This window comes from Vibrio sp. V33_P6A3T137 (assembly GCF_009904835.1).
GTDB lineage: Bacteria > Pseudomonadota > Gammaproteobacteria > Enterobacterales > Vibrionaceae > Vibrio > Vibrio metschnikovii.
On sequence record NZ_WXWK01000045.1, the window covers coordinates 1 to 11,719 of the forward strand.

General features: G+C 43.9%; 10 protein-coding genes and 1 pseudogene. 8 read left to right on the forward strand and 3 right to left on the reverse strand.

Features of this window, described 5'->3' with window-relative positions; translation table 11 throughout:
* A pseudogene (locus CAG60_RS03450) lies at positions 1-384 on the forward strand (hypothetical protein); the annotation flags it as partial.
* Between the two features lie 83 nt (positions 385-467).
* On the opposite strand, the gene CAG60_RS03455 reads toward CAG60_RS03450, so the two are convergent.
* Positions 468-1,127, reverse strand: coding sequence for a HEPN domain-containing protein (locus tag CAG60_RS03455; protein ID WP_161438308.1), 660 nt, complete (start codon positions 1,125-1,127; stop codon positions 468-470).
* A gap of 241 nt (positions 1,128-1,368) precedes the next feature.
* Here CAG60_RS03455 and CAG60_RS03460 point away from each other — a divergent pair, with 241 nt between their 5' ends.
* On the forward strand, positions 1,369-2,151 hold the full coding sequence (locus CAG60_RS03460) for a cytosolic protein (protein ID WP_161438309.1): 783 nt from the start codon (positions 1,369-1,371) through the stop codon (positions 2,149-2,151).
* 60 nt (positions 2,152-2,211) lie between these two features.
* Entirely contained in the window at positions 2,212-3,246 is a 1,035-nt protein-coding gene (locus CAG60_RS03465) for a cytosolic protein (RefSeq protein ID WP_161438310.1), read from the forward strand.
* A 101-nt stretch (positions 3,247-3,347) separates the two neighbouring features.
* Here CAG60_RS03465 and CAG60_RS03470 read toward each other — a convergent pair whose 3' ends face one another.
* Positions 3,348-4,667 carry an alpha/beta fold hydrolase gene (locus CAG60_RS03470; protein ID WP_161438311.1) on the reverse strand — a complete coding sequence of 440 codons (1,320 nt, stop codon included), beginning with the start codon at positions 4,665-4,667 and terminating at the stop codon, positions 3,348-3,350.
* 508 nt (positions 4,668-5,175) lie between these two features.
* Between CAG60_RS03470 and CAG60_RS03475 the strand changes: the two genes are divergently transcribed.
* Complete coding sequence (locus CAG60_RS03475; RefSeq protein ID WP_161438312.1) at positions 5,176-5,733, forward strand: sugar O-acetyltransferase; 558 nt, start codon at positions 5,176-5,178, stop codon at positions 5,731-5,733.
* Between the two features lie 81 nt (positions 5,734-5,814).
* Here CAG60_RS03475 and CAG60_RS03480 read toward each other — a convergent pair whose 3' ends face one another.
* On the reverse strand, positions 5,815-7,296 hold the full coding sequence (locus CAG60_RS03480; RefSeq protein WP_161438313.1) for a carboxypeptidase M32: 1,482 nt from the start codon (positions 7,294-7,296) through the stop codon (positions 5,815-5,817).
* A 555-nt stretch (positions 7,297-7,851) separates the two neighbouring features.
* On the opposite strand from CAG60_RS03480, the gene CAG60_RS03485 reads away from it, so the two are divergent.
* The 4 genes from CAG60_RS03485 to CAG60_RS03500 all read left to right on the forward strand — a co-directional run bounded on the left by CAG60_RS03485 (position 7,852) and on the right by CAG60_RS03500 (position 11,680).
* Complete coding sequence (locus tag CAG60_RS03485) at positions 7,852-9,537, forward strand: carbon starvation CstA family protein (RefSeq protein WP_161425378.1); 1,686 nt, start codon at positions 7,852-7,854, stop codon at positions 9,535-9,537.
* Entirely contained in the window at positions 9,524-9,796 is a 273-nt protein-coding gene (locus tag CAG60_RS03490; RefSeq protein ID WP_040904321.1) for a cory-CC-star protein, read from the forward strand. Before CAG60_RS03485 ends, CAG60_RS03490 begins: the two co-directional genes overlap by 14 nt.
* 66 nt (positions 9,797-9,862) lie before the next feature.
* Positions 9,863-10,846 (forward strand): ArsA family ATPase, encoded by a 984-nt coding sequence (locus CAG60_RS03495; protein WP_443275433.1) that lies wholly within the window; start codon positions 9,863-9,865, stop codon positions 10,844-10,846.
* Positions 10,847-11,044: 198 nt separating this feature from the next.
* Entirely contained in the window at positions 11,045-11,680 is a 636-nt protein-coding gene (locus CAG60_RS03500) for a LysE family translocator (protein ID WP_158138428.1), read from the forward strand.
* Positions 11,681-11,719 lie beyond the last annotated feature (39 nt).

Here is an 11,719-nt window from a genome sequence, read left to right on the forward strand (position 1 = left end):
TATCAAGAGTTATCCGAACAAACGCGAACATCGTTAAATGGTATTTTTAAAGATACTAGCGTCGAAGGCTTAGTAGCTTGTGGTATTCAAGAAAAAAATATATCTAATTTGTGGGATTATGCTAAAAGTGAGGCTGTTAATGGGACTAATCCTGATTTAGAAAAGATTAATCGCTTATTTGAGTTGCTATTTAAACGCTTTATTTTGGCTTATCCGATGTTTGCTTTACAAGCAGTTAAAGTTGGCGACATTTTTGATACTCAATTACATATTAAACATAATAGTAGTGTTAATACCAGCGGCTCAATTTCAACAATACGATTGATTGGATATGTTAACACCAAAACTCAAAAAGTGATTAAACCATCGTTAGTTGTCATTTAATCCAACTCAATCTTTATTCTTATGATTATTTAAAAATGCTCTGGTAGACAGAGCATTTTACTTTTAGTCGTTTATCGATATGCTTACTGTGAACTTTGTACCAACGGATAAACTGGCTCGCCCCACATGGCTTGTTTATTGTTCATCATAATGGTGATTAAGGTGGGGACAAGGTGTTGCAGTAGACTGGTGCAATCGCGTAGTTGTTGGCGGTTAGCGGAACTGCCAAAGGTTGCGCCACCGTGAATCATTTGGTTTCTTAAGGTGTAAAGGCGAGCGAATACAATCGATAATACTGAAGCCGTATCATTTTGGCTCAGCGCTTGGTTAGCGGCGATTTTAGCTTTGCTGCGCGCTTGTTTCCAACTCTCTTGGTCAATCCGGCCGGCTTGATAATCCCAATAAGCTTGTAAAATAAATTCATTGTCTAAAATGCAGCGAATAGGCCCAGAGTATTGCTCCCAGACAATCGCGCTTAATTGTTGCTGTTTATCTAACTCAACTAATTTACTTAAAAACTCTTGAAATAAGCCGCGCTCACCAAAGCTATTTTTTTGTTCAAAATCTTGAGCGTAGGCAGAATTAAACGCTATCCATAAAAACAGAAAGGCGGAATCGTCATCGTTGCACTGTTCGGCTTTATTCAGCCAGCTGAGCGCGCGATGGACACGAATGGATAGGGCGCTAGGGTATTGATCTCGCTCTGCACGGTGACGCTGCTTTAAAGTATTAAATGTTAGCATTGGTTACCTTCCTTACCGAGTGTTAAAGTCCTTGATTATTGAATGCTAACCATAAAAATCACCTCACAGAGATACCTACTTTTAAGCATTCAGTTGATTATGTTGAGTATGCCGTTATTAACTAACAAGCTGCAAACAGATTGGCAAGGAAGTGTGAATCATTGACGGATTTGCTTAGTGCATATCATTTCTGTTGGATTTTTGCTAAGGTGCGCGGTTTGATTTTTCGTCGGGGAAAGTAATGAAGTTACTGTATTGGCTTAATGAAGCTTTATCGCTTTCTCATCCGGCGTTGCAGGCTAGGTTACCTTTTACAGGCTCGAACCTAATTGATGATGTATTTGTCCGTTACCAGCTTGTGGATATCGACCAGCCATTACTATTTCTATTTTCACCTTCGGGCAGTGATGTTCGTCAGCGAGAGTTGCATGCTGATTATGTTCCTTGGGGTTATGATTTCGCTCAGCAGCAACAGGTTAATGTGATTGCTTTTCAGCACCTAGGAATGACCAACTGGTTTCGAAGCCCGAGTTTGATTGAGTTCCTTGAGCAACTTGCGCCATTACTGGCTCGGTTTCCCCTGCGCTTAGGTTATGGCTTAAGTCGGGGTGGGTTTGCGATTGGGGCGTTTGCCAATTTACTGCAGCTTAATCATGTGCTGCTGTTTTACCCTGTGAGTACCAAAAATAAACAGCGAGTGCCATGGGATACTCGTGCCAGTACCGAAGCTGCCCAAAAATTTGATTGGCAGGGGAAATACCATGATAAAGATCTTGGCGCAGCCCAAGGTTATATTATTTACGACCCTAACGATCCCATTGATGCCCTGCATGCTCAACGTTACCCAGAGTTAATTCAAGTGCCGATATCCGGCATGGGGCATGGTATTCGTGCAAATGATACTGACAAGTTAAGTTTTTATAACCATATCGCTGAGCAGTTTATCCATCAACAAAAGATAGCTGTTGATGATTGTTATCAACAAGCTCGGCAGTGGTTTTTCGAGAGGAAAGAGCCCGAATAAGCGGGGAAATACACGGTATTTTTAAACACAATTGCGTAATGCAATTTAGATGGAGGATAAATGAAGTTACTGTATTGGCTGGATGAATGGGCGTCTCTTTCCAAAGACGAACAACAGGCCAAGTTACCGATGTCTGGTGAGGATTTACTTGATGACATTTTTGTGAAATATCAATTTGTTGATTTAAATAAACCCTTGTTATTTACCTTCTCACCAGCAGGAACGAATTTACAGGAACAGGACTTAGATTCGAATTTTTCGCCTTGGGGCTATCGTCTTGCCCAAAAGCAAGAGGTCAACATTATTGCTTTTCAGCATTTAGGGAAAAGTAATTGGTTTCGTAGTCGCAACTTAATTTTCTTTTTAGAGCAATTATCAACCTTATTGAGCCCGTTTAAGTCGCGGTTAGGTTATGGGCTGAGTCGTGGTGGCTTTGCGGTGGGCGCGTTCGCTAATTTACTAAAGCTAAATCAAGTTTTGCTTTTTTATCCGGTGAGCACCAAAAACCAACAAATTGTCCCTTGGGACGACCGATCCAGCACTCAGCTGGCGCAGCAATATGATTGGCAGGGTGATTATCACGATCTCGATTTAGGGGATGCGAAGGGGTACATCATTTACGACCCGACGAATCACATCGACCGACTGCATGCCAAACGCTACCCGCAATTAACTCACTTAAGGGTATTTGGTATGGGCCATGGCACTCATGCTAATTATCTCAATCAATTTGGCTTTTACAAACAGGTGGCGGTAGATTTTATTCGTTACCAACATATTGATATCGCGCAGTTTCGTAATCAAACCAGAGCGTTGCGTTTTAAAGAAGACTATTATCAGTGTCTGAATAAAGCCAATGCCAATTCTAGGCATCGTTTAGGGTTACTCAGTACCGCGCATCATGTATTGATGGCTGAGAAAAATGCGCATATTAAACAGCATCAAACCAATATTGATATCCAGCCTTTGGTGGATATTGCTATTAAGCATCAGCATGAAAACCCGCAGGATGCGGTGCAGTTATTAGAATTTGCTCAACAGATTGTCCCCGGCGATCCGATGGTTGAATATAAATTGCAGCAACTGCTTTGTTAAAGACCTAGTTAGTTGATAGCAATTAGTTGACAGAAAAAAGCGCCAACGGCGCTTTTTATGATCTGGATGTCACGAAAGTTAACGGCAAGCTTAAACCGCCATCAAGCCATTCGTTTTTGAGCGTCAATATTTGCCGCGATTTGGTCACCCATGGTGATTAACTTATCTAAAATCCGCTCACCATCGGCGCGAAGTCCGTTGTGTTCATACTCATTGGTGATCCACGCTGTTGAGTTGGCAATTTGCTTAAGGGTCGCGCGGCTAATATCCATATCAACAAACATATCATCAGCGTAAACCGCGCAATTGACCGGCACCTTATTTTGCGCCAGCACCTGCGGATGATACAGTGCAGGCCAATCACTTTTGGCGGCTAGCTGCTGTGCTGCTGCTTGCAGTGGTGTTAAGCAGGTGTATTGTTCAAACATCCAAGGGAAAACCATCTCTCCGGTAAATAAGAAGGTCTGATCAGGCTGATATTCAAAGACTTGATACTCTTGGCGAATACGTTGTGCGGACCAATTCGAAGCGCTGTGCTGACAGTAAATCGATTCATGCAAAATGGCGTAAATAGGGTTAGTTTGAAATGCTTGTTGCATGAGCATCTGATGAAGAAACTCATAGCTCAAGGTCTCTTGCCCATCGACCGTGATCAAGGCGTTTTCCAGTAGATAATAAGTAGGCAGAAAACTGTCACTCATACCAAAGTTGATGCCGATCTGCTGAAACTGCTCAACGGTAAACACTTGACCATTAGGCAAGCTGACACGGTTTTTTATTAGATGGTTGGCAATGCGCTGACATAAGGTTTGCGCTTGAGGGAACTGGGCAAAAAAGGCGTGGTTTTTTTCCAATGTACGAGCAAACGTCGCGCGGTAGACTTCATCAGCATGGGCGGTTAACGATGGCACGCCACCGGTAATATAAGCGCGAGATAAGCTATCAGGAAACAAAGATAAGTAAGTCAGTGAGCAAAAGCCACCGAAGCTTTGGCCTAAAATCGCCCATTGCTTTACCCCGAGTGCTTCACGAATGGCTTCCGCGTCGCGTACGATATTATCAGCGCGGAAATGGCTTAAATATTCTGCTTGCTGATTGGCGTTCATGCTCGATAAGGTTTGGTGGGAGATCACCGTGCTATTTCCGGTGCCACGTTGATCAAGCAGCAAGACTTGATAATCTTGTAGCGCGCGTTTTAACCAGCCGGATAAGCCATTAGGACGCGGCGCCGCAAAGCCCGGACCACCTTGAAAATAGACTAACCAGGGTTTTTGTTGCTCGCCATCAGAGACTAAGCGAATCGCCCGTGCAAAAACCGTAATAGTGCTTGAGTTCGGGTCGTTGTAGTTTAAGGGCAGGGTAAAAGAGTGCGGAGTGTAGTGTACTCCATTGTCAATAAAAGCAGTCAGGTGTTGCTGCATCACTATTCCTTGTTGATTATGGTTATTTTAAATGACAGTGTCACTTTTAACGAATGATTCAATCCATCAGCAAGGGTATAGCAGTTTACTGCTCGGTTCAAAGCGTCTGCAGCAGTCAGCCTGATCTTAATCACGCAGAAAATAAAAAAGCCAGTCGCAAAGGGCGGCTGGCTAAAAATGTGAACAAAATCTATTCACTAACAACGTCAGTTGGCTAGGTGATCCTCGGCTTAAAAGGATCAATCTATATAAAGCATTTAGCGTGCCAACTTTTTAATGCTGCGAATGTCCATAAAATCAGTGCTTGTTTGAGTTTAATATCATTTGGTTTCATACTTTGCCTTGCAAAGTGCAATTTATTTTGCGTTTTGCGAATTTTAGTGGTGTGGGGGATAACTTAAGTCAGAGTCTGGTCATCACTTCACAGAGTGTGGGCGGCGTCCTTGCATGGTTCTTATGATCCGTTTATATCGGGGATTATCCCTGATAGAAAGAGAGTCCTTACCTTATGAATGAATTTGAAAAAATGACCTTAGGTTTAGCGCATGATTCTGATAGCCCTGAATTTGGTATGCTAAGAAACCAAGCATTTGATCTACTTAAAGAGATAAATTCTCGCCAGTTTGCCGCGGCTCAGCCTTATCTCGTGAGACTATTCAAACAGGTTGGTGAGAATACGGTGGTTTGCCCGCCGTTCTTTTGTGAGTACGGGAAAACGATTTCGATTGGCAGCGATACTTACATCAATATGGGAGTGACGATGTTGGATAATGCGCCGATCATCATTGGTAACAACGTGTTAATTGGCCCCAATAGCCAACTCTATACACCCACTCATTCGCTCGATTATCAGCAGCGACGTGGTTGGACTTTTCAATGTGCGCCAATTGTGATTGAAGACGATGTTTGGATTGGGGGAAATGCTGTTATTTGCCAAGGCGTGACGATTGGCGCTCGTTCGGTGGTGGCTGCCGGAGCCGTTGTGACCAAAGATGTTGCTCCTGATACCTTGGTTGGTGGTGTGCCAGCTAAATGGATCAAGGCATTAAATCAAGTTGAAGAATAAAAACAGGGAGACGAAAAGTCTCCCGTTTGGATCTGTCTTTTTCCTATCGGAAACGACAGCGGTGTTAGCTACGTTGATTAATTAACCCAAATAACGCGACACTAAATGTGCCTTGAAGTGTACTGGGTTAAGCACTTCACCCGTAGCTTGTTTCACCAATTCGTCAGTCGTCAGCAGGCTGCCTTGACTCCAGATATTATCACTCAACCAAGTAAAGATCGGGCTGAGATCTTTACGAGCAATCGCTGCTTCTACATCAACACTGTGCTTCATGGTGGCCATAAATTGCGCGGCATACATAGCGCCAAGGGTATAGGAAGGGAAATAGCCAAAGCTGCCGTCTGTCCAGTGAATATCTTGCATACAGCCATTTTGATAGTTGCCAGCGGTGGAAAGGCCAAGATAAGCGCCCATTTTTTCATTCCATAACTCTGGTACATCAGTGTGTTTGATGTGGCCGTTCATGAGATCACGTTCAATCTCATAACGTAAGATAACGTGAGCTGGGTAAGTAAGTTCATCGGCATCAACGCGAATAAAGCCTTTTTCCACACGGGTGTAGAGTTTTTGGAAGTTATCAGCGGCGAACACGGCACTTTCATTCGCTGAGAAATGTTGCTGAGCTAGGGTGGCTAAATGTTCGATAAATGGCGCGCTGCGGCCCAATTGCATTTCAAAAAATAGCGATTGAGATTCATGAATCCCCATTGAGCGAGCATGACCAACTGGATTACCAGCAAAGGCTTTTGGCAAGCCTTGTTCATAACGCGCATGACCGGTTTCATGGACAATACCCATTAACGATTGAGTAAACTCGGCTTCGTTATAACGAGTGGTGATCCGTACATCACTGGGTACGCCACCGCAGAATGGGTGCGTACTTTGATCCAGTCGACCGTGATTAAAGTCGAACTGCAGTAGCTTCATTACCTCTAAACCAAGGGCTTTTTGCTCGTCTGCCGGATAATGAGCCGTCGGCAAAATGATCGGTTCGTGGCTTTGCTTTTCTAGAACCTGATCAATTAAAGAAGGTAACCAAGTTTTTACTTCATTAAATACCTTATCCAGCACTTGGCTGTTTGTCCCTGGTTCATAGAGATCAAGCATGGCATCGTAGTGACTAAGACCGGTGATATCAGAGCGAATTTGCGCTTCTTCTTGAGACAGTTTGACCACTTCGGCCCAATTTTTTTCAAAACCAGTCCAGTCGTTATTTTTACGTTGACTGCGCCAAGCATGCTCACACTGAGAGCCTGCTAGGGATTGCGCTTTAACCAAAGATTCTGGCAGCGCATTGGCCAGTTGCCATTGACGATGCATTTCTCGCCAAGTCGCTTTTTGTTGTGCGGTTTCGAGCTGCTCTTGGCTGCGAGCGAACCACTCGGCCAGTTGTGGCTCAGTCAGCAACTGATGAATATGAACGGATAATTGTGCCATCGCTTCGGAGCGAGCTTGAGCTCCGCCCGCGGGCATAACCGCAGCTTGATCCCAACCACAAATCGAGCTGAGATGTTGAAAGTGGGCAATTTTTTTAAAATGTTCAATCAGAGCGGTAAAAGCCATGTTGATTTCCTTATTCGATGATGCGTTGGCTCACGATGGTGAATACGTAGAGCCTTGATTGGCAGTACTAGAAAACAGAGTCGATAGAATAGGGGATTCTGACTGTGCTGGCTAATCGTTGTTGTTTAAGCTCAATTAATGAGCCTGATACGCGCTAAATTTCTATCCCTAGTTGATGATCCGTCACTGTCTTCTATATGGAGTCTTGATTTGCACCCGTTATACTCTTCCTACTTGAAGCTGCTGCGGTGTTGGCTACGTTCGTTCACCCCAATCACATCGTTTGCCTATGCTCATGGGGATTCACTCACTTGCCGCCTACCTACAATTTCAAGTCGTTTGCGTATACCTATTATTTTCTTTATCCACTTTTGCATAGGCTGCATGGAAGATCTTAAGGTTAATGCGAAAAAATTAACTGAGAAGTGGCTCACTAATAGTACAAATAGGTTGCGAAGATGTTCAAATTTGTTGTGTTTTTATTTTTGGGGTGAATGTAAAGGTATTACTATCTTTTCGTGCATAACAATAATGAACGCTACAGTGGAGGTAGACATGAATGCAATATTCCTGATGCTAATGGGCTTAGGTGCCATGGCGCTGGGTTACGTTTTTTATTCGAAATTTATTTGTGAAAAAATCTTTAAAGTCGACCCGCATTTTCGAACCCCCGCTCATGAAATGAATGATGGTATCGATTATGTACCAACCAATAAGTATGTCTTGTGGGGGCATCACTTTACGTCGGTTGCTGGGGCAGCACCGATTATTGGTCCTGCGATTGCTGTGATTTGGGGCTGGGTTCCAGCCTTTATCTGGGTTGTTTTTGGCACGATTTTCTTTGCTGGGGTACACGATGCTGGAGCGATTTGGGCCAGTAACCGTAACAAAGCTAAATCGGTTGGTGCGTTAACTGGTGATATCATTGGCCCTCGTGCACGCAGTCTATTTATGATCGTTATTTTTCTTGTACTACTGATGGTGAATGCGGTATTCGCTGTGGTCATTGCCCGTCAGTTAATCAGCTTTCCCAGTGCTACTATCCCTGTGTGGGGAGCGATTTTGGTGGCTTTGGTGATTGGTCAGTTGATTTATCGTCGTTATATCGGGCTTGCGATGGTCTCGCTATTAGGGGTTATTGCTCTGTACGCGATGATTTATGTTGGCCCTATGATGCCGCTTTCTTTGCCTGATACTTTGATGGGATTGAATCCTACACAGAGCTGGATCATCATTCTGTTTGCCTATGCAGCTATCGCTTCTTTATTACCGGTTTGGATGCTACTGCAGCCAAGGGATTATATTAACGGCATTCAATTATTCATTGGTTTGTTTTTAGTTTACGGTGCGGTTTTATTCGCCGGTCCTGATGTGGTGGCTCCAGCGTTTAACACTAATTTACCAGAGGGAACGCCATCACTGATCCCATTGCTGTTTGTGACGATTGCTTGTGGTGCGATTTCTGGTTTCCACGGTTTAGTGGCGAGTGGTACTACGTCTAAACAATTAGATAAAGAACCGGATGTCCGCTTTGTTGGTTACTTTGGTGCAATTGGTGAAGGCTCTTTAGCGTTAGCGGCGATTATTGCGGCAACGGCAGGTTTTGCGACCTTAGCTGATTGGCAGGCGGTTTATCATGGCTTTGGTCAAGGCGGCGTTGGTGCGTTTATTAATGGTGGAGCCAACATACTTCAGCAAGGTTTGGGGTTAGATACTACGCTGTCACAAACGTTATTAACCGTAATGGTTGTTCTTTTTGCAGGGACAACGATGGATACGGGGCTTCGTTTGCAGCGCTATATTTTTCAAGAGTGGGGGAATATTTATAACATTAGTTGGATGCAAAAAGCACTGCCCGCGACGCTCTTAGCGGTTGGATCTTGTGTTTTGTTAGCGTTTGGTGCTGGTGGCGATGGTTCGGGTGGGCTACTGATTTGGCCTTTATTTGGTACCACTAACCAGTTATTAGCAGGATTAACCTTGCTTGTTATTACGGTGATGTTAGTACGTTTAGGGCGGCCAATGTATTACACCTTAGTACCGCTAGTGTTTTTATTAATTATGACTACCTTAGGTTTATTGATTCAGTTGAAAAGCTTTTACGATAAGCAAGATTGGTTCTTATTTACGCTCGATATTATCGTACTGATTGCTGCTATTTTGATCACCTTAGAGTGCGCTTCCGCCTTGAATAAATTGATTAAAAGTAAGAAGGAGGCGGTGTTGAATGAAACTGAGTAAGATCCGAGCTTGTTTTAAGCTCGCTAATCATTACGCAGAAGAAATTTATAACGCGCCATATCGTTCGGCCATTGCTCGCGCTAAGCGCGAGCAAGACGATTTGTTTATGTTGCTGATCTTCTCCGAGATGATGGGGGTACCTAATCCGGCGAGTTATTACACACTGGAGTTACAACCTCTATTAATGGAGCGTTTTCATGATTGGCATCTGCGCATGGGGATGGCTCATTCACCGCTCGATCAATTTAGATGTTGTTAAACACAAAAGCGGCCAGACATTCACAGAGAGGAGAGAGCGGTGGCGTTATTACTGAATAATCAACGAGTGATTTTAGTTGGCGGAAAAGGTGGGGTAGGTAAAACCACCACTTCAGCAACGTTAGCCTTGTTAGCAGCAGAAAGAGGTCGGAGAGTATTAGTGGTTTCCACCGATCCTGCGCACAGCTTAGCCGATGCCTTTGACCGACCGATCGGCGATAAAATCACCCGAGTTGCCCCGAATCTTGACGGTTTAGAAATTGACCCATATGAAGAAGTGGTTCGTCATCTTGAGCAAGTCAGCCGCCAGTTAAAACGGTTTACTCGTCCTGAGCTTTATGGTGCCGTTGAGCGGCAAATTCGTTTAACGGGGCAATCTCCCGGCGCACAAGAAGCGGCGTTATTGGAGTGTATTGCACGTACATTAGAGCATGGTCTACAGCACTATGATTTAGTGATTTTTGATACCGCGCCCACCGGCCACACTTTACGTTTACTCGCTCTTCCAGAAGCGATGGCGGCTTGGACACAAGGATTGCTGAAAAGTAACCAACAATCGGACAAGTTTGCCAAGGTGCTTGATCACTTAACGCCAAATAGTGGTAAAGATATTGATAACCCACTGAGCAGTCCAGAAGAGCATGCTACCAGTGGCCTTGATGAACGACACAAAGCAATTGCGGAAATTTTACTTAATCGACAACGGTTATTACAGCGAACGCGAGAAACGTTTTTGGATGGTTCACAAACGGCGATTTTATTTGTATTAACCCCAGAAAAACTGCCTATTTTGGAAACCACGCGTGCGGTACGCTCACTGACCGATGAAAAGTTACCTGTCGCCGGGATTGTGATTAACCGCATTTTACCGATTCATGCGGATGGCGAATTTTTAGCCTTGCGGCGTCAACAGGAAAAACAACATTTACAGGAAATTGATCAGCAGTTTTCCCATCTCAAGCGTTATCCAATCCCTTTACAAGCGACTGATATTCAGGGGACCGACCAATTAATGGCGCTAGGAATGCAGTTTACCCAAGCTGGTTTCTAAGCCAAAGAAAATCGCTCAAAAGGTAAAAAAATATTACAGACAAGTGATTGACTCTCAGGTATAACGATTTTGTGATCTGAATCGTTATATCATTCAGAGCCGCAACAACCGCTAGGGAAGGCAGTGCAAAGAGGGCTTAGTCTGTTCTTTGTAAACTGTCTCTACGCAATTTAGTGTCAGTGACTTGTGTGAGAGATTATGTATATTCAGAATTTTGAAGCGTTTTTAATTGCGATAACTATTTTAACCTTAACGCCGGGTTTAGATACCGCGTTAGTGATCCGTAATACGTCCCGAGCGGGCATGGCTGATGGCTGTATCACCAGTTTGGGTATTTGTATTGGTCTATTTGTCCATGCCACGTTTTCAGCGATCGGTATTTCGGCGATTTTAACTCAATCGGCTGAGTTGTTTCAGGTGATGAAGATGATCGGTGCGGCTTATTTGATTTGGCTGGGCTTGTCTAGTTTACGTACTTTAATGAAGTCACCGAGCGGGATCGATATTGTTACCCTGCAACATACACAACTAAATCCTCGCCGTTCGCTACGAGAAGGTTTCTTATCTAACGTACTTAACCCGAAAACCGCGGTATTTTACTTGGCTTTTTTGCCGCAGTTTATCAATCCTGAATATTCTCCTTTGCTACAGTCGTTATTAATGGCTGCGATTCATTTTGTGATTGCAATGCTTTGGCAGTGTGGGTTGGCTGGAACGTTGAGTTCGGCAAAAAATTTGCTGAAAAATAGCGCATTTATGCGTTGGATGGAAGGGACGACCGGGGTGGTGTTGGTCGGATTAGGTTTTAAATTAATGACTGATGACATTGAATAGCTATCAATTTTCGAATAGAAAAGGGCTTGAGAAATATCT

Bases quoted from the DNA above. Each gene is read 5' to 3' on its own strand.
- CAG60_RS03455 (WP_161438308.1), bottom strand. From the start codon at position 1,127: ATGCTAACATTTAATACTTTAAAGCAGCGTCACCGTGCAGAGCGAGAT.
- CAG60_RS03460 (WP_161438309.1), top strand. From the start codon at position 1,369: ATGAAGTTACTGTATTGGCTTAATGAAGCTTTATCGCTTTCTCATCCG.
- CAG60_RS03465 (WP_161438310.1), top strand. From the start codon at position 2,212: ATGAAGTTACTGTATTGGCTGGATGAATGGGCGTCTCTTTCCAAAGAC.
- CAG60_RS03470 (WP_161438311.1), bottom strand. From the start codon at position 4,667: ATGCAGCAACACCTGACTGCTTTTATTGACAATGGAGTACACTACACT.
- CAG60_RS03475 (WP_161438312.1), top strand. From the start codon at position 5,176: ATGAATGAATTTGAAAAAATGACCTTAGGTTTAGCGCATGATTCTGAT.
- CAG60_RS03480 (WP_161438313.1), bottom strand. From the start codon at position 7,296: ATGGCTTTTACCGCTCTGATTGAACATTTTAAAAAAATTGCCCACTTT.
- CAG60_RS03485 (WP_161425378.1), top strand. From the start codon at position 7,852: ATGAATGCAATATTCCTGATGCTAATGGGCTTAGGTGCCATGGCGCTG.
- CAG60_RS03490 (WP_040904321.1), top strand. From the start codon at position 9,524: ATGAAACTGAGTAAGATCCGAGCTTGTTTTAAGCTCGCTAATCATTAC.
- CAG60_RS03500 (WP_158138428.1), top strand. From the start codon at position 11,045: ATGTATATTCAGAATTTTGAAGCGTTTTTAATTGCGATAACTATTTTA.